Raw genomic sequence first — 17,423 nt, 5'->3', positions numbered from 1 at the left:
CTCCGCAATCGCTATAATCTTGCGAATTTTGAAATGCAAGGATATGTCGCGATTTGGACCAGCAAAGCCCCCGTGAGGATCGTGGCTGGCCGTTGATCGGAAACGAATCGGAGGCACCTTCAGGTAACGCACGATGAATTTCACCATTTCCCTTTCTGATGCAGCTCGTCACACTATTACGCTTGCCACACTGGAAGCCTATGTTCTCGGAGATGGTCGTCCGCGCCGAACAAAGCTGGAAACGCTGGGGTATCTTTGGGGCTTCAGTCGCGAGGACTCGAAAGGAACGACCCATTTCCATGTCGATCTTATGAGTCTCAGCATTTCAGCCGAGCGATCACGGAACAGCGTGAAGCCCAACAATCAGGCTGTCCGCCTGAAGAGCGAACTGATGGATCGATGGGCACCACACTTGACGCTCATCGGTGATTTCCACAGTCATCCCTATGAAAATCTTGCCGAGGTACGGGACAGTAGTGGATTCGAGTTTTCGGATGCTGACGAAGCAGCATTTCTAGACGACGACTTCCTGTGGGAGCGGGCTAACAGCCAGCCAATCATGCTGGCAATGACAATCTGCAAGCTGGCGCGGGTCCATGAAAAGCATGCCGCTGAGACCATACGCTCGAACATTGCGCATTTCGACGTGGGTGAATTTCGGTTCTGGTTGAATGCCGCTGTTGGATTCCTAGACGCCTCCGGGTCCAGACGCTGCACTGGGAATCGGCCTTCAAACGTGGAACTCAGAATTGATTCTCGCTTCTACAATTTCTCGAGAGACAGGCTCGTCGTTGCTACCGTGCATTGATTTCCTCGCCTTCTCCTATGGGACCTTAAGTTTCGTGCGGAAAAAACGATTATCAAGAACTCGCCGACGTAAGTCCGGAAATTGGCACGCTACAGGGAGGCCTTACGGTTGGAATGATAATGACACTAGAGCTCATCTTATGACTTGCGAGTCGGTTTCCGATGTAACTACGCGAAATATCAATTCGTCACAGCTATGTCCCTGTGGTTCATGACGGCGGTTTCGGGGGACTATTCTTTTGCAGAACGCTTCTTCGACGCGACACCGCCGAGTGGAAAAATCTCTGAGCGTGTTTCCGCTCCAGAAGAGACGTTGGTTGGAGCCGACGCAAGCATTCTAGACTTCATCCGAGACGCCGACCAAAGGCCGTGTCGGCTAGTTGTTTCCTGACGCCAGACCGAAGGTCTCGTCAGCATTTCAGACATGCAGAAATTGCCAGTGCGAGCAGCGTCCATGGCGGATGCGATAAGGAGACGCTTCGAAACGCCGGGCCGCTGGCTGGAGAAGCTTAGCGCCGAAAGAAGAAAGAAGATTTCTCAAGTGATCGCCGATGCGAAGAGTGATGATGGATTTGTGGACGAGATCCTATTCACTCAGTTCTGCGACAAATCTGATGTTGTTCGAAAAGGAATAGAGCTCCCCCGGAGCGCGACATCGGCCGCCGACGTGTTCCGGCGAGCTGAGAAACTTAGAAATGCTGTTGCGCATGGAAATGACTGTGCCTGGCTCCTTCCGCCGCGAAAAATATCGCAGTGTTGGTCACAGATATGATGATTTTCAAAAGGGAGATTGATGGATAGAAGGCTTGCTCTGCACAGTTGCCTTTTTGGTGCGTTGGGAGACTGTCGACAGCGCGGCCCTTGCGTGTTGGATAAAGCCGCAAACCGGTTGCAAGAAATTCCGTTCGGATCGACGAAAATGACGGTGGCCGCCATCCCATGCACCTGCATCATGCCATTCAAGGCCGAGGCTCTGGTCGAGGTCACCTCATTGAGGATGACGGCGGCCTGAATTGCCTGGATCAAGCAGCCAACCGTGGTACGCGACACCTCATTTATTGAATTGAGGGTGGGTCCGGTGTTCCGGCATTGAAGTCCTGATATCAATTGTGCGACAGGCTGCCTCATCGAACCGCTGGCGGAGGCAAGCGTGGGCTGCAGTACCAGATCACAGGCATGCCGCCAGCGAGGCCCTCCCATGTGCTTAATGGCCATGCCGCCAAGATCGAATTCGCTACCGGCATGAAACCTTGGTGTGGTGGAGGTGTTGAGAGGCACCTGCGCCAGGCTGGCGAACGGTTAGTAGCGGGCAAAACCCGTAGCTCAGCTCATAGCCCGCCTAAACAAAGGCGGGCATCGTACAAGGCCGCAGTCCTTCGGACTTAGGTCCAAAAGAGCGGCCCAGGTGATTTCGCAAGCCGGGCGGGGTTTGCGCCGTTCGCATCAAGAGCTGTCCGCCCGGCCAGTTCTGTCCCTCACATAAGCTGGCGGTCAGCCGCAAACGGTATACCAGCTGTCGAATCGGCCATTGTTTGGAACCGCACACAGAGCGCCGTAACAAACCTTCTCACCCTTGAAGTAGGCCAGGAACTGCAGCAAATGGGATATTTCGCGCTGTTCATCTTCGTCCCGGATAAGCTCCGGACCGCCCTGCGACTTCAGTGCCAGTTCGATCAACTCGATCGCCCGATCTTTGTTGCCGCTCTCGTGATAGTAGAGGGCTGCCAAACGATAGGGCAGGAGCTTACGTTTGTCGCTTTCCGGGGGATTCAGTGCCAGGATGTGTTCGGACAGCTGTTTTCCCATCGCCAAGCGCTCAGCAGACGGAAAGTGCGAATGGTCATAGTTCGGAAAGAAGAGCTCGTCTAACGCCGCAACCATCCAATTCTCGGAGTTTCTGTTGATCGCGTCGCGAACGAATTGGCGCATGACGGGCAAGCCGACCTGCATGTCCTTCATTTTGTGAAGCAACAGATTCACATGAGAACGGCGGAAACCGAGGTTGTCCGGCATCAAGGCGATGCCTTCTTCGATCGCCGAGAGCGCCGTCCTCCAATTCTTTTTCTCCACCGCCGCCCGATATCTGTCATTGATCGGCTTCTTCAGCGCTTGTTCGCGCGCTATGGGTTCGCCTTCCGCGATCCGCTCCGCATCGGCGGATTTTGCTTTATCGCTGGTGCGCCAGCTGCCGTTAAGCACCTTCGGCAAGACCTCATCGAGTTCCGTCGGTGCACCAATAAAGGCGATGCAGCCGTCTCGGTCGACCACGAAACTGGTGGGAATCCAGAAAGAAAAGCTGGGCTCCATCCAAAGCTTGTCCATTTCGCCTGTCGAGTCGAATGCGATCCGATAGTTCAGATTCGGGAACTTTTCCGTCAACCAAGCGTCCAACGTGCTTCGGGCCTCATCGGCCGTTGGAGCGCGTTCACTAGCCGCGACTCCTACGATCTCAACGCCGCTTTCCCTGTATTTCTCCTGCAGCTGCATCAGATGGGGCATCCCGTCCACACACGAACCGCACCAAGTTGCCCAAAATTCGACGATGTACACTTTGCCAGGCTCGAAGCTGGTGAGGGGCTCGCCACGCAGCCAGGTTTCCGCTTGAATCGAAGGAGCCGGGGACTCGATCTGCAACACCACGTTGTTCTCCAAAGCCGTTGTCAAAGGTTGTGAGATTTTCTGCACGAGCTTATTTCCCTCTCAGAGACGGCACACGGTTCAGGGGAGAGAACATCCTCGTCTGCTCCATTGCATACCGTCCTGCTGCAAGCGTTGCAAGGTCCATGCCAGCGGGCTCAGCGCGCAAGTGCATGAATATGCTTTGAAAAACCTCCGTAGTGCCCGGATGGCGGTTGGATTGAACCTGACAAATTTCTGCCTTTGTCAGGTTTTGAACGCGCATTGCCCGTGTTTCGCGCCGCCAGAAAAGCGTGGCCCATCCGCACGATCCTGAAGCCCAAACCGTCGAACCCGTGCGACACCGCCGCAATCATGTCGCGCCATGCATCGATGCCAAGCGCCTCGGCGTTGAGCTCGCAGCACGCCAGAGACATCATCGACGAGACGTTCAAGCTCTACCCGGGAACGGGAAAACGGCCCGAGGTTTGGCCTTGGTCGGGACGGCCGAACGGCAATATCGCCGAGAGGGAAAGACGCAGAAGAAGATCATCACACCCGGCGAGCCGAAAGTGTCGGCAAGCCATCGCAGAAGGCAGCAAACATGCAGGCCCAGACGTATCGCTGGGCGATCTGAGGGAGTGGCATACGTCGCGCGCCTGGTGCAGAAATTGCTCGCATCATGCCGAAGTAAGGTCGGCCGCGCTAATCCGCCGGTATGGCAAAGGCGCGCTATTCAGCACGGTCGAGGGCACTTGGTTGCCCGGGAATTGAACCGGCTCATCACTGGTCAGTGACAATGCCAGCGAGTTCATCTCGAACGCCATCCTCTCCTGCGCGGATCAGAACCGGTCGAATGGCATTCCATGCGCATGGCAAGCATCGCTATCGCCTGTGGCGCGCCGACTGCAACACCGCGCGGCCGCACTCCCAAATCGCCTGGCAGACATCGGCCGAGTTCGCCACCACCTTCAACCCGCGACGGTCGCTCGCGCTGCGCTATGCGAAAGGTTCCGCGCCAGCGCCCGTCGCTTCACCCGCCCAGCAGCGCACAACCCACGCCGGAAACGAACCCAAAACTGGAGAAACTCGGGGCGACGTCATTTAGATTCCACCCATGCAGAGGTACTTCATTCCGAGGTAGTCTTCGAGCCCGTGGCGGGAACCCTCCCGCCCGATGCCGGACTGCTTCAAGCCGCCAAAGGGCGCCGCTTCCGAAGACATACGCCCGTATTGATGCCAATCATGCCATCCAATGCCTCGGCCACGCGCCAGACACGCCTCAGGTTCGAGGCATGGAAATAGGCGGCGAGCCCGTAATCGTGTCGTTTGCCTCACAGATGACCTGATCCGCATCGTGGAAGCGGATGATCGGCGCCAACGGCCCGAAAGTCTCCTCTTGCGCAACCGCCATGATGCTGGAGATCTCGGTGAAGACTGTGGGTTTGAAAAAGGTGCCATCCTTGCCGATATGTTCGGCCGCGCATCGAATTATCCCACCTTTGGCAACGGCATCTGCGATGTGGGACTCGATCTTGGCCAAAGCATGCATGTCGATGAGTGGTCCGACGTCCACTCCCGGAGCGAAGCCGTCGCCAACCGATAAGTGCCGGACTTTCTCCACGAACTTCTCGACGAACTCATCGTGAACGCTCGATTGGACGTAAAGCCGGTTCGATGAAACGCGCAAGTCTGGCCGGCATTGCGGAACTTCGCCTGGATCGCGCCGTCAACCGCAGCGTCAATATCCGCGTCATCGAAGACGATGAAGGGCGCATTGCCGCCGAGCTCGAGGCTGACCTTCTTGATCTGGTCCGAGCGCTGGCGCATGAGCAGTCGGCCAACCGCGGTGGAGCCTGTAAAGCTGATCTTTCGGACCTTGGCATTGGAGCAGAGTTCGCGGCCCCACGCGACCACCTTCGGTCGCATAGACCCAGGTTGACGACGACGTCAGGAAAAGCCGGCTTGCTGCGCGAGGGCAAACATTGCACCTAGCCGTGCCACGCCACGATCAGATCGAGCGCGGCTTCGTTGCGTGCGGGTTCTGTGGTCAGTGGAGGGCGGAGGAAAAAGCGCTCGGCGTGCTCGCCCTCGCGATACCGCTGGTTCGCGCCGGCAAGCGCCCATGTCGCGTCGGCAGCGCCCTGGGCGCTGCCGTATTGTTCTATGAGGCGGTTCGCGATTGCCTCGCGCATCGTCTCGCCGATGGATGCCGCGTGTTCGCTGCGCAGGCGGAAAGCTTCGAGGAAGCGCTGGCGCATCGAGGAGACGTCGATCCGGAATTCTCCCATTCCATCATCGACAACCGCTTGAGCGACTGATGGGTGGTCGGGAGCTGCGTTCTGAATGATTTCCAGCAAGCGCAAGCGCGTGCGCTGTATTCGTCGCCCGCTCAGGAACAGGCGGCCATCCCGGGTCGGGCCGAGAAGCACAGCGCTCGCCGCCGAGAGGTAAGCGTTGGGATACAGGTATTTGGCGATGGCGTGCTTGAGTATCATGGCCTCGATATCCTCCCCGGCATCGAGATAGATGCCGCGCATTAACTGGACGAGCTTGCCCGTTTCAGCCTGATAGTGGCTGCGGGTTTTATCGATGTTTTCACAACGAGGTGAAGGGCCATTTCTAAAGTTCCCTGAGATACGGGAAAGCTAGCATAATCATCATATTCAAGAGTTTCTAACTTTCCCGTATTTGGTATACGCAAAAGTTAGAATACTTTCTCGGAACGACGGCATTCTTCGGGGCGGGAAATCGAATCACGGGAGAGAACCTGGTCTGCGAGGGCGCGCAGGCAGTCTCAAGGCGTTCATTCTGCCACACCATAATCGGATCAGCCACACGTAGTTCGGCGAGTCCTTCAGCTATTGTAGAGCGTGGGATTATTCGCTGTCACGGGCCAACGCCCGGCCGAAAGCAGCTTCTTCGCCGCCGCCCTGCCTGGTCGAGGATCACCTGCTCGATGAGGGCCGGGCGGCGCTGGATGTAGTCCATGCCGAGTTTGTCGAGCTGCAACCCGACAAGCGTGGCGGAAATCGACCTGGAGGAACCCAGATTGTCGATAGCATAGGCGCCGATCAGATACTTCTTGCTCGCTTCGAGTTCGGCCGCTGTTGGGCCTGTGTCCACCAGCTCGTTGATTGGTTGTGTTATCAGGTCGAGCGTCTCGGCCGCCCTGTCGGCGCGCGTCGACGTCGTCACGACAAGCATGTTGGAATGCTGGTAGCCTTCCAAGCTGGACGAGACACCGTAGGCAAGGCCGCGCTTTTCGCGCACTTCCTGGAACAGACGTGAGGTAAATCGTGAGCCTCCGACTATATCGTTCATCAGCTGTCCCGCGTAGAATTCCGGGTCGTTGCGTCCAATGGCGGGAAAGGCCAGCTGGAGCGAAGTCTGGTGGAGGGCGTATGCGACCTGCGTCCGCTCGGCGCTTCGGGGTGACATCAGGTACGGGGGCGAGCGCCTGTTTCTGAGGCAAATCGCCGAACAGCTGGTCGAGCCTTGCTCTCAGGGCTTTGGCATCTATGTCGCCTACGACCGCCACATGCAGCCCGTCGCGGGCGAAAGCGGCTTTGTGGAAGGCGCTTAGATCGGAGGGCGTTACGCTGGTCAGGCTCCCTTGGGCGGTCTCGAATACGCCGTAGATTCCGCGCCGCCAGGCCAGCTCGGCGATCGCGTGAGGTTCGCGCTCATTGGCAATGATTTCGGAGAGAAGCTGGGCGCGTATGCGGTCGAAAAGTGCTGGTATAGCCGGCTGCGAGTCCCGCCGCCGAGGATGTCGGCCAGTAGTCGAGCGCCTCGGCCTCGCACCAGGGACCGCCCATCGAATGACTCATGCGAGGCGTCTCAAGGCTGTCCGCGATCCAGCGCCAGATCTCCGCCTCGCCCGAGGCGCGCAGAGCTGGCCGGTTGTGCAGGAGCCGTAGGCAATATTCGCCTTCCTTGTTCGGACGTGTAACGCTTGCGTCTCCCGTCGCATTCTACCTGGCTTTCCGAACGTAGCCGTGATGCGAACTCTTGCTGCATATAAAGTCGAATCAGGGGGATTGAGTCATACGATACGGAGTCTTGACTTTGGCAGTCGCTCTGCGACATTACCTATATAAAGGTCGAAAGATGGTGATATGGATCATGCATAGGTCACGGAGACCCGAATGACGGCAGCGCATAAACGCACCTATTCGCGCTACGCGATGGAAGCGCTTGGCCTTTTCGGTAAGACCATCCGGCTGGGCCGGATGCAGCACCGATTAACCGCACAGGAGTTAGCCGAGAGAATCGGTGTTTCACGCAGCACCCTGCAGCGCATCGAGAAGGGCGATCCCAAAGTCGAAATCGGACTGATGTTCGAAGCTGCTGCCATTGTCGGTGTGAAGCTGTTCGATGCCGACGGCAATGGCATCACAGCCCTCACAGGCCGCATTGACGATCGCATCGCGCTGCTGCCGAAGCACGTCTACAAGGCCGGCAAGCAGATCGTCGATGAGTTCTAAGGTCCCCAAGTACGACGAAGCCTATGTCTGGGTCTGGCTGCCGGGCGAGACCGCGCCGGTTGTCGCCGGGCGGCTATATGCCCATGACGGACTCGTCAGCTTCAACTATGGCAGGAGCTTTCGTGAACTGGGCAGCGCGATCCCGCTTTATCTCCCGGAACTGCCCCTGAAGGCAGGCGAATTGCCTTTGCTTCCTGGCCTAACCATGCCGGGATGCATCCGCGATGCTGCCCCCGATGCCTGGGGACGACGGGTTATCCTAAACCGCAAATTCGGTGTGAAGGGCGATGAAATCGCGCGGCTCGATATTTCAGAACTGACGTTCCTGCTGGAATCAGGCTCGGACCGCATCGGCGCGCTCGATTTTCAGTTTTCGCCCACGAATTACGAGCCGCGCGCACTGGCCAATGCCACTCTCGAAGAGCTTGTCCAATCGGCGGAGCGGGTAGAGAAAGGTATTCCGCTCACCCCCGAATTAGATCAGGCGCTGCATCACGGCAGCTCGATCGGCGGCGCAAGGCCAAAGGCGCTGATCGAGGATGACGCCGTCAAGCATGTCGCGAAATTTTCCTCGTCTGCCGACCTTTACAGCGTCGTCAAAGGAGAATTCATAGCCATGCGGCTTGCCGCCTTGTGCGGCATCAGAGCGGCATCCGTCTCGCTCGTTCGCGCCGCAGGCAACGACGTGTTGCTCGTCGAGCGATTCGACCGGATCAAGGTCACGGGCGGCTGGCAACGCAAATCCATGGTCTCAGCGCTGACGATGCTCGCGCTCGATGAGATGATGGCGCGTTACGCCAGCTACCAGGATTTGGCGGAGATCATTCGCCACCGATTCACCGCGCCGTCGGAAACTCTGCGCGAGTTATTCAGCCGCATTGTCTTCAACATACTTTGCGGCAACACCGACGATCATGCCCGCAACCATGCGGCATTCTGGGATGGGGCTAAGCTCACCCTCACGCCTGCGTACGATATTTGTCCGCAGGCCCGCAGTGGCCAGGAGGCCAGCCAGGCCATGCTCATCAGCGGCAATAACCGCATGAGCCGGATAGCGTCCTGCCTTGAAGCCGCGCATCACTTCCTGCTCAGCGCGCCGGAAGCTCTTGCGATTGTTGAAGGCCAGCTCCGATGCATTGCGGAGAATTGGCCGCGTGTTAGCGAGGAAGCTACGCTATCCGGCACAGATCGCAATCTGTTCTGGGGCCGACAGTTCCTCAATCCCTACGCTTTTACGGCGCTGGAAGGAAGCGCCGACGTTCTCCGCGCTCTGGCTGACGAACTACGCAACAGTGTTCACGCCTGATCCGGCGCTGGATTTCGGACAAGCTCGGCAAGCGTAAGACGCCCACAATATGGACAACCCTTGCCGTGCCAGGACGAAGATTGAACAAACGGCTCTTCAACAGTGACAACGTGCACTGCGGAGAGATGTGGAGCTGACATCGCAAAAGCCCAAGACGCGCGACTTCCCGCGATACAACTCCACATAACTGAGCGTCTACAAGCGGTGCAGCCAGCCAAACATCCAGCCATCAAAGCGATGATCGTCTGATCTTTTGCCGATGACATCACGTCGGGGAAGACTTGTTCGAGCGCTTGCCGCTTCATATCGATACCGGCCTGGGCGTAGCGCATCGTTAGTTCAGCCCGAGTGGCCTGGCCATCGACTGATGGTGGCGATGTCAACACCCGCCTTGACGAGGTGGATGGCCGTCGTGTCCCGCAAAGGGCGATGATGGATGCTTTTTTCCGCCAGGGTGGTTCCTTCGCCCGCAGCCATGTGTGCGCAGCAAGTATCGAACACCGAACCGGGTGAGCAGTGTGGGGCGGTCGTTGCTTTGCTCGGCGGGACAGGGCGATACCAGACGAAGGTCACAATCGAAGAGTCAGGATCCCTGAACTCGTGCATCCGTATTGAACATCAGCGAAAACAGAGCGTAATCCCGCTGTCCAGAAGGCGTGCGGCGGTCGATACGCGCCAGGACGCTCTTGATTTCCGGGCTCATCGAGATATTCGACAGGTGCCACCCACGCGCTCTCTTGAAGGGAAGTGTCACCACCAGTTGCAGCGTATCCTAATATTCGGGGTGCTCCGAAATCAGGAACCGCGCAAAGGCATGCATCGCCGCCAGCCTTGCATTGCGGGTCGCAACTGCCACGCTCGACCTCAAGTGATGTGAGAAAGCTGCCCATCCTGTCGGTATTGATGTCGGAGACCGCTTCTTTCAAGAATATCTTCCCGCTCTCCCGCGGCATGAGCCCGTGGCATGCTTCGGCCCAATGCTGTGGATTGATGTTTCTTCATGCCACAACCTCGCTGACGAGACCGCCGAAAGGCCCTTCAAAGCGGTCGGTGGCGATCTCTCGCAGCTTTGGAAGGTAGTGCATTGATTTTTCGTGGAATGGGGACCCTGTTTAAAGGGTGATTTTCGTCCAAACGGGACCCTTTAACGATGGGGTCATCAAGATGCCTCCGGCTTGATCGGAGGCATTTGTGTTTTGGATGTTGGTTTTAGAGACGATTGCAAAGATACGTCGGCTGTCGCTGGTCCAGGGGAAGTCGATCAAGGCGATCTGCCGTGAGCTGAAGATCTCGCGCAAGGTGGTGCGCAAGGTCCTGCGTTCTGAGCAGACGGAGTTCCGCTACGAGCGCAAGCACCAGCCCTCCCCGCATGGGAGCCTGGCGTGAGACGCGGGACCGGCTGCTGTCGGCGAATGCGGCCAAGCCGCAGCGGGAGCGGCTGCCGGTCGCTTCGACGGCTTCCATTGCATTCCCCCGTCGGTGTCGAAGACCTGCACGGTGCGCTTCGACAACAACAAATACTCGGTGCTGTCGAGTGCCGTCGGTCGGCCCGTCGAGATCCATGCTTATGTCGATCGGATCGCATCCGCCAGAGGATGGCGTGGTCGTGGGAGAACACGTTCGCTCCTTTGGCCGCAACGAGGTCGTCTACGATCCCTGGCACACGGCGCGCGCCGTTCCTTAGCTGGGTCCTGCGGTCGGCAATGGAGAAGGTGCGGCGCAGCTCAAGGCGGTTGATGACGTCGACCGGCAGATGGTGTTGATCCTCACCTGGGTGCTGACCGACGGATTGAGCGCGGTCGAGGCCGCCTGTCAGGAAGCCATCGAGCACGGTGCATCGTCGGCGCCGGTGATCCTCAACATCCTGGCCCGCAGCCGCGATCCGGCGCCGGGCACGATCCTTTCCATTCCCCAGGCGCTGAAGCTAGCTCACGAGCGGTCGCCGACTGCGCCCGCTATGACAGTCTCAGGAGGACAAACAGCCATGGAACGCACCGAGGTACTGGAACTGATGGGAGCGCTGAAGCTCTACGGAATGCGCAGAGCCTATGACGAGATCATGGGCGCGTCGCCATCAAGCGACGGCACGAGCCCAGGATTGTCGGTGATCTCTTGCAGGCCGAGATATCGGAGAAGCAGGCCCGCTCCATCAAATACCAGTTCGCTGTCGCCAAGTTGCCGCTGGCCAAGGACATCGACGACTTCGACTTCGCCGACACGCCGGTCACCCCCTGATGCGCGATCTCGCCCGGCGGCGCCTTCGTCGCCGATCAGCGCAACATCGTCCTGGTCGGCCGCCTTCACGGGTCACCCAACTCGCGCGGAAGGTCGACCGCATTGCGACGGGCGCGTGTCGACTTCCCAACAATGTCAGACAGGAGGCACAACGCTATCGGAGCGATCGCATTGCCCGAAACGATTTTCCCAGTTGGCACGACAATTGCGGTCCTATGCGCAAAAGCAAACTAGACCTGAGAGCCGCACCGCATGAATGTAGCCTCCCAATATCTGCCGCTTGTGGCGCATCACGAAGCCGGGCACGCGGTGGCCGCCATCGTTTTGCACCGTCAGGTGTTCGACGACGACCGTGAACTCCCTGCTTTCTCAAGTGTTAGTATTTACCCCGACGCCGGTGACGGAGAGTGCGGTGGTGTTGTCGAAGGCGCGGGTTTTTATTCAGCGCAAGGAGTCACCTCGAAGCGAAAGCCGATTTTCGAGGACGATATGGATCGATATTTGAAACGCGATTGTGCGATCCAAGAGATAGTTGCGTGTCTGGCAGGTCCTTTTGCAGAATCCGCATTCGAAGGCTATCTGGACCCGCGCGATATGGCGATGAATGCGTCCGATGGGAATGACGGGAGCAGCGACTACGCGGATGCCAAGCGAATCTATGGTGAGTTGCGGTTCCTGATGCCGCGCCGCCCCCGTTGGAGGCGGATCGAAGATCGCACGGCCCGGCTAGTACTCGATCACTGGTCAGCCATCGAAGCATTGGCCGCGCATTTGCTGGTCAAGCATGATCTCCAATTCGATGAGGCTCTGACGATTGTTGCGCCGCATCTTCCGCCCATGCCAGCAGCTACGCCGCCAGAGCGTCATCCGCAGCCTGCTTGATCAGCCATTCGATGTGATTTGACCACATCTGCAACACCTCGCGCCTCTCCTTGACGTTGCTAAAGAGATTGTAGATTTCGCCAATGTCTCAGGGACGACGCCTTGTGTTCACTATGTGCTCGATGACGTGTGGCAATACCTGCCGCCTGCCGAGATTTGTCGCGAGCGTCCTGCGCAGATCGTGAAGGGTCCCGTTCTCCAAAGCCACCCCGTCAACATTGACCTTGCCGTCTCGAGCCTTCTTGCCCTTCGCGTAGCCTGAGAAGTGGCTTTTTTTGTTGACCCTGGCAGGGAAAACAAACGTGTCATTAGTCTTCGGTGCCGACTGGGGGACCGACACCGCCAGTGTGGACAGCGGAATAAGCGTAGGCTCTTCGTTCTTCGTGCGGTCACCCGATAGTTCTCATGTTCCGGCTTCAAGGTTGAGTTCAGACCAATGCATCGCGGCAACTTCCGTACGCCTCTGTCCGGTCAGCATGAGCAGCTTGACGATGGAGCCGAACGAATAGCCGATATCGCCCGGTTCGGGCTCACAGCCCGTCCATATAGCCGCCAGTTCGGCATCGTTCACCACTCGCTTGCGCTTGACGATCGGGGCCGGATACCTAATTTTCCAAACCCTCGCGGGAAACCGCGATGAGCCGTTGCGGCGGTTTGCGATACCAGTTGAAAATGCCCGCATATACCAGAAGGCCGTGTTAGCCCTTTGCGGGTGACCCCCGGCGACGATCTTCTTGGTGATGTTAGCAATGTCGGTGTCGATCACATGGTGGATAGAGCGACTCCCGAGGGCAGGCACAAGATACCGGTTCAGGCTGGCCTCGACCAGTGCGGTGTTTTGAGGGTCGTTACTCGGCGGCCTGGAGGTGATCGCCATCGCCGTCCTCGGTATCGTCAGCGCTGATATGCGCCTGATCGGCAAGGAAGGCTGGCAGTTCCGATGGAGCTATGCTGGAATTTGGGCGACGAGGCTGATCAAGCGGCGCTCTGCGGCTTCGTTTCGATGACCTGGATTCCGTCCAGGAACCTGGCACCTGCGATGAGTTTCGGCAACTGATTTTGTCCTTTCAATCGTCGCCACTTCCTGGCCGCGGCCAACAGCTTGAAGACCATCAGCTGGGCGGTTTTCGAGGATAGCGAGCCCTTGGTGCGAACCGTGCGATAGCGAACGGTTGCAAAGACGCTTTCGATGGGATTGGACGTTCGCAGATGATCCCAGTGTTCGGCGGGGAAATCGTAGAGCGCCAGCGACGCATTCTGATCTTTCGTCAGGCAGTCGACCGCCTTGGCATACGCCTCGGCCTCCATCTCGATCGCATGCGCAAGCAATTTGCGCGCGCCGCTGCGAAGTACATCCGTCAGGGTATCATCGATTTCGTCGGGCTGACGAAGGCGAACAATGTGTTGATAGTCTCGTTCATGGCGTATCACTCTCCTTGAGAGGTACTGGCAGGCTTCATCACCCGCCTCGATACGCCGCTCTCCTCAAGCCGCCATCATCCAGTTTCCGCCATGGCTCCCCCTGATTGATCCGCTTCACCTGTGCAACTGCACAGGCTGCCCTAGCGGGGAGATTGGCCTCCAATGGCGAAAACTTGCCGCAGGAGACCCTCCGATGACCGTGCCTATGGCGCCGCCGCTACGACAACTTGCCGACAAGCAGCGTGCGATCCACTGCCGCGCTACTGCGCCTTCAAGGGACGTCTGGATCGCGACGCAGGAGCCGATGACCGTTACGGGATCAATTCCAGGTCGCGCTGGCCGTCGCTGTGCCAGTTCGACGGTCTGGTGGCAATTTGGGCACATCTTCTGTCGCCGACAGTGGCGATGGCTGACGCTTCAACGAAACGGGGTCTTCGACGTCTGCTGCCTTCGCCGATGCTTTGCGAAGTGGCATAATGTTTCGACGCACGCAGGCGCGGGCAGGGGATGTCAGTCATGAATCTCCTGACTGGCGCGGATCAGGCCGATTGGCGGGATGAAAGATCATACGACTACACCGCTGGCCTGACGCTGCGGGAGTGGGCTTGGGAGTTCTTACGCCGCAATCCAGCGTTCCAGCGCGATCTGACCGCTGCGCGCCAGCATTGCAAGACTTGGTCTCTCCAATCCTTTCTCGATATGGTCGCGTCGGCCGGCGACCTGTCACGCTGGGGTGTTCTGTTTCGCGGAGTCTTGTGGCCGCGCTTCGGTCGTATTCTGGTGTCCGCTCTGGTGCGTCCATGTGCTGCCGGTCATTGCGGAACGGTTGCCTGCCTCGTCGCCGACACCGCCGTTCGAACTCTCGGCATTGCCCTGTCGTGCAACCGTCCTGCTGGCGCCCGACAAGAGCCAGCATGTTCTTCTTCGCAATGCGGACCACGCGCTGCAGCTCGCCGTCTCGGGCGCGAATATCCTCCACCCTGTTTGCCTGCATACGCAAGCCATCTGGCCCGCGGTGCTTTTAAAGCATCGACTGAGGGGACTGGAGTGCCTCAATGCTCTCAGTCTAGGGCAACAGTTGCCCCCCCGCTTGTTTGCGCCGGAAAAGCGCGGCGTCCGTTTGTCCTTCGTTCTTCGTGCGCTCGACGGTTCGCTCGCCGGAGCACCTCATCGCGAGCTCGCCGAAGTTCTCATCGGTCAACGGCGCGTCCATGCCGACTGGGCGGATCCTCGCGATCATCTGCGCGACCGCATCCGTCGGGCCGTCTCGCGTGGCCGCGCGCTCATGAATGGTGGCTACAGAGATTTCCTAATTTGAAAAGCGACAGTCCGCGCTGTGCGTCGGTGGATGAACGTTCGCTCGCAGCTGTACCCGTCACCAACAGTTCGCCCGCCGACAGGACTGCATGGCGCCTTGCAAGGTGCGCTCTGGTCTAGCTTGTCGATGCCGCAATGAGATGGGCGAGGGTGCCAAGGCGGTGGTTCATTAGGGCCGGCCTCGACCTGGACGCACATCATTGGTCGGAAAGCGGCGTGCACCGCAATGTCGCCATAGCAGCCAAGATCCTTTGAGTCCGGACCTGCAGTCCTGTTGGACCGGCGGGTGCAACAATATGGAGGGATTTGAGGCCTCACACCGCTCCCTGGTCGACAGCTCGGTCAGACATAGCACCCACCGCTTGATTATGGAAATGGTGTGCCTGGAGTGCAGCGAGTAGCGGCTTGCTGCGCACTGTCCTAAGAACAGCAGTCATGACCCGTCTGGGGGTCTGCAACACGACGATTCAACCGCTTGGGCATTGTCGCATATCCCCACAATGTAGAATGCGCAACAGGGCAAAAGCTGATCCATCGGCGGTTTATCAATGCTTTTTGGCTTGGCACGGCACATGCAACGCAATCGGCAAAAGGCGCACGAACTGAGTGGCCCATCGGCCCTAGGAGCGCTGACTTATGCCCTCCCAAGGCATGTCCGGCCCGGCAGCGAGCTCAGTCTCCTGCCGGGCATCCGTGTTTCAGGTCAACGGCGTTTGGAACTTCCAATTAGGTGGCGGCATTGGCCGCAGGCCGCCCCCCCGGTGGGGCGGAGAGACAGTGCAGCAGGTTTCAAATCCCGCCCATGCAAAGATATTTCATTTCCAGATAGTCCTCGAGGCCATGACGGGAACCCTCCCGCCCGATGCCGGATTGTTTGATCCCGCCAAACGGTGCCGCCTCCGAGGACATGCGTCCCGTGTTGATGCCAACCATGCCATATTCCAGAGCCTCTGCCACACGCCAGACCCGCTTCAGGTTTGAGGCATAGAAGTATGCGGCGAGGCCGTAGATCGTGTCATTGGCCTCGCGCACAACCTGATCCGCATCGTTGAAGCGAATGATCGGCGCGAGCGGCCCGAATGTCTCCTCTTGCGCGACTGCCATGACGCTGGAAATCTCGGTGAGGACCGTGGGTTCGAAAAACGTGCCATTCTTGCCGATACGTTGGCCCCCACATCGTATTGTGCCGCCTTTCGCAATGGCATCTGCGATGTGAGACTCGATCTTGGCCAGAGCATGCCTGTCGACGAGCGGTCCGATGTCTACTCCGGCACCGAATCCGTCGCCAACCGACAAGTGCCGGACTTTCTCCACGAATTTCTTGACGAACTCATCGTGAACGCTCGATTGGACGTAAATACGGTTCGCCGAAACGCAGGTCTGGCCGGCATTGCGAAACTTCGCCTGGATCGCACCGTCAACAGCAGCGTCGATGTCGGCATCATCGAAGATGATGAAAGGTGCGTTGCCGCCGAGCTCAAGGCTAACCTTCTTGATCTGGTCAGAGCACTGACGCATCAGCAGCCGCCCGACCTCGGTCGAACCGGTGAAGCTGATCTTGCGGATCTTGGAATTGGTGCAGAGTTCACGGCCGACGCGATCACCTTCGGACGCATAGATCAGGTTGACCACGCCATCGGGAAAGCCGGCCTGATGGGCAAGGGCGAACATTGCGCCAGCCACGAGCGGCGTCTGTTCAGCGGGCTTGAGCACGATCGTGCAGCCCGCAGCCAAGGCCGGCGAGATCTTGCGCGCCACCATGGAGGCCGGGAAATTCCATGGCGTGATCGTGCCAACAACGCCGATGGGCTGCTTGATCACTAGCATTCGGCGGTCTGTCGAGGGTGCCGAGATCGTCTCGCCATAGACGCGATTGGCCTCCTCGGCATACCATTGCAGATACGCCGCCGCATGCGATACCTCTGACACGGCTTCGGCAAGCGGCTTGCCCATTTCCGCGGTCAGAATCGCGGCGAGATCGCCTGCATGGTCGATGATCAGCTGATGCCATCGCCAAAGAACGTCGCTACGCTCTCGGGCAGTCAACGCGGCCCATCCCGACTGCGCAACATAGGCCTTGTCTACCGCAGCACGTGTCTCCTCCACGCCCATATCGGGAAGCTCTGCCAAAACTTCGCCGGTCGACGGATTGACGACCTCGAACGTCTTATTGCCAACCGGTCTGCCGAGTGCCGGCAGGCGGTCGATGGCTCCAAACAGGTGCGGGGATTTCAGACGGCGGATCATCGGCAGGCACAGGGGCAATACCGGATTCCTCCTCAACGCAGCGAACATCCAGGTCGACAGGCCGTCGGTGTGTATTCTGCACCAGCGGGTTCGTCCTAGGG

At 58.6% G+C, this 17,423-nt stretch carries 13 protein-coding genes and 6 pseudogenes; 10 read left to right on the top strand and 9 right to left on the bottom strand.

Annotation, left to right across the window (positions count from 1 at the left end; genetic code table 11):
- The first annotated feature begins 133 nt into the window (after nt 1-133).
- Nucleotides 134-808 carry a hypothetical protein gene (locus tag EN851_RS16590; RefSeq protein ID WP_126097369.1) on the top strand — a complete coding sequence of 225 codons (675 nt, stop codon included), beginning with the start codon at nt 134-136 and terminating at the stop codon, nt 806-808.
- A 423-nt stretch (nt 809-1,231) separates the two neighbouring features.
- Complete coding sequence (locus EN851_RS37135; RefSeq protein WP_245464223.1) at nt 1,232-1,579, top strand: hypothetical protein; 348 nt, start codon at nt 1,232-1,234, stop codon at nt 1,577-1,579.
- Between the two features lie 719 nt (nt 1,580-2,298).
- Here EN851_RS37135 and EN851_RS16580 read toward each other — a convergent pair.
- Both EN851_RS16580 and EN851_RS16575 read right to left on the bottom strand, forming a co-directional pair.
- Nucleotides 2,299-3,492: a TlpA disulfide reductase family protein gene (locus EN851_RS16580; RefSeq protein WP_245458614.1), complete on the bottom strand. Its 1,194-nt coding sequence runs from the start codon at nt 3,490-3,492 to the stop codon at nt 2,299-2,301.
- Between the two features lie 110 nt (nt 3,493-3,602).
- Complete coding sequence (locus tag EN851_RS16575) at nt 3,603-3,878, bottom strand: hypothetical protein (RefSeq protein WP_126097371.1); 276 nt, start codon at nt 3,876-3,878, stop codon at nt 3,603-3,605.
- Between the two features lie 331 nt (nt 3,879-4,209).
- Here EN851_RS16575 and EN851_RS16565 point away from each other — a divergent pair.
- Nucleotides 4,210-4,531 (top strand): annotated as a pseudogene (locus tag EN851_RS16565) (hypothetical protein); the annotation flags it as partial.
- Here EN851_RS16565 and EN851_RS16560 read toward each other — a convergent pair.
- From EN851_RS16560 to EN851_RS37830, 4 genes and pseudogenes are all read right to left on the bottom strand, one after another.
- Nucleotides 4,528-5,427 (bottom strand): annotated as a pseudogene (locus EN851_RS16560) (aldehyde dehydrogenase family protein); the annotation flags it as partial. The pseudogenes EN851_RS16565 and EN851_RS16560 sit on opposite strands and share 4 nt — an antisense overlap.
- Nucleotides 5,418-6,043: pseudogene (locus EN851_RS16555) on the bottom strand (type II toxin-antitoxin system HipA family toxin); the annotation flags it as partial. The pseudogenes EN851_RS16560 and EN851_RS16555, both read right to left, overlap by 10 nt.
- 269 nt (nt 6,044-6,312) lie before the next feature.
- A complete protein-coding gene (locus EN851_RS37835) occupies nt 6,313-6,864 on the bottom strand; it encodes an insulinase family protein (protein ID WP_335930839.1) in 552 nt (183 codons plus the stop codon).
- A 49-nt stretch (nt 6,865-6,913) separates the two neighbouring features.
- A pseudogene (locus tag EN851_RS37830) lies at nt 6,914-6,970 on the bottom strand (hypothetical protein); the annotation flags it as partial.
- Nucleotides 6,971-7,574: 604 nt separating this feature from the next.
- Between EN851_RS37830 and EN851_RS16545 the strand changes: the two are divergent.
- The 6 genes and pseudogenes from EN851_RS16545 (at nt 7,575) to EN851_RS16525 (ending at nt 12,336) form a co-directional block, all read left to right on the top strand.
- Nucleotides 7,575-7,913 (top strand): helix-turn-helix transcriptional regulator, encoded by a 339-nt coding sequence (locus EN851_RS16545; RefSeq protein ID WP_167498459.1) that lies wholly within the window; start codon nt 7,575-7,577, stop codon nt 7,911-7,913.
- Nucleotides 7,903-9,219, top strand: coding sequence for a HipA domain-containing protein (locus tag EN851_RS16540; RefSeq protein ID WP_126063913.1), 1,317 nt, complete (start codon nt 7,903-7,905; stop codon nt 9,217-9,219). The genes EN851_RS16545 and EN851_RS16540 overlap by 11 nt, the downstream gene beginning before the upstream one ends.
- Before the next feature lie 1,200 nt (nt 9,220-10,419).
- Nucleotides 10,420-10,605 carry a hypothetical protein gene (locus EN851_RS37130; RefSeq protein WP_245460175.1) on the top strand — a complete coding sequence of 62 codons (186 nt, stop codon included), beginning with the start codon at nt 10,420-10,422 and terminating at the stop codon, nt 10,603-10,605.
- Nucleotides 10,606-10,659: 54 nt separating this feature from the next.
- A pseudogene (locus EN851_RS37125) lies at nt 10,660-11,193 on the top strand (IS21 family transposase); the annotation flags it as partial.
- A gap of 10 nt (nt 11,194-11,203) precedes the next feature.
- Nucleotides 11,204-11,514: pseudogene (locus tag EN851_RS37120) on the top strand (ATP-binding protein); the annotation flags it as partial.
- Between the two features lie 192 nt (nt 11,515-11,706).
- A complete protein-coding gene (locus EN851_RS16525) occupies nt 11,707-12,336 on the top strand; it encodes a hypothetical protein (protein WP_126097373.1) in 630 nt (209 codons plus the stop codon).
- 403 nt (nt 12,337-12,739) lie between these two features.
- Here the strand turns inward: EN851_RS16525 and EN851_RS16520 are convergent, their stop codons facing one another.
- Both EN851_RS16520 and EN851_RS16515 read right to left on the bottom strand, forming a co-directional pair.
- A complete protein-coding gene (locus EN851_RS16520) occupies nt 12,740-13,213 on the bottom strand; it encodes a hypothetical protein (protein ID WP_126097374.1) in 474 nt (157 codons plus the stop codon).
- Between the two features lie 98 nt (nt 13,214-13,311).
- Entirely contained in the window at nt 13,312-13,767 is a 456-nt protein-coding gene (locus EN851_RS16515) for a transposase (protein WP_281015810.1), read from the bottom strand.
- A 793-nt stretch (nt 13,768-14,560) separates the two neighbouring features.
- Here EN851_RS16515 and EN851_RS16510 point away from each other — a divergent pair.
- Nucleotides 14,561-15,076 (top strand): DUF2285 domain-containing protein, encoded by a 516-nt coding sequence (locus EN851_RS16510; protein WP_245329899.1) that lies wholly within the window; start codon nt 14,561-14,563, stop codon nt 15,074-15,076.
- A 788-nt stretch (nt 15,077-15,864) separates the two neighbouring features.
- Here EN851_RS16510 and EN851_RS16505 read toward each other — a convergent pair.
- Nucleotides 15,865-17,340, bottom strand: a complete 1,476-nt coding sequence (locus tag EN851_RS16505) for an NAD-dependent succinate-semialdehyde dehydrogenase (RefSeq protein WP_126102500.1) — start codon at nt 17,338-17,340, stop codon at nt 15,865-15,867.
- Nucleotides 17,341-17,423: the final 83 nt, after the last annotated feature.

Source organism: Mesorhizobium sp. M8A.F.Ca.ET.208.01.1.1, assembly GCF_004791315.1.
Taxonomy (GTDB): Bacteria; Pseudomonadota; Alphaproteobacteria; order Rhizobiales; family Rhizobiaceae; genus Mesorhizobium.
The sequence above is the reverse complement of the archived record's forward strand: the minus strand, read 5'-3'. Positions and strand labels throughout refer to the sequence as shown.

Coding starts and splice junctions, on each gene's coding strand:
- EN851_RS37130 (WP_245460175.1), top strand. CDS start 10,420: ATGTTGGTTTTAGAGACGATTGCAAAGATACGTCGGCTGTCGCTGGTC.
- EN851_RS16545 (WP_167498459.1), top strand. CDS start 7,575: ATGACGGCAGCGCATAAACGCACCTATTCGCGCTACGCGATGGAAGCG.
- EN851_RS37835 (WP_335930839.1), bottom strand. CDS start 6,864: ATGTCACCCCGAAGCGCCGAGCGGACGCAGGTCGCATACGCCCTCCAC.
- EN851_RS16525 (WP_126097373.1), top strand. CDS start 11,707: ATGAATGTAGCCTCCCAATATCTGCCGCTTGTGGCGCATCACGAAGCC.
- EN851_RS16540 (WP_126063913.1), top strand. CDS start 7,903: ATGAGTTCTAAGGTCCCCAAGTACGACGAAGCCTATGTCTGGGTCTGG.
- EN851_RS37135 (WP_245464223.1), top strand. CDS start 1,232: ATGCAGAAATTGCCAGTGCGAGCAGCGTCCATGGCGGATGCGATAAGG.
- EN851_RS16590 (WP_126097369.1), top strand. CDS start 134: ATGAATTTCACCATTTCCCTTTCTGATGCAGCTCGTCACACTATTACG.
- EN851_RS16520 (WP_126097374.1), bottom strand. CDS start 13,213: ATGGCGATCACCTCCAGGCCGCCGAGTAACGACCCTCAAAACACCGCA.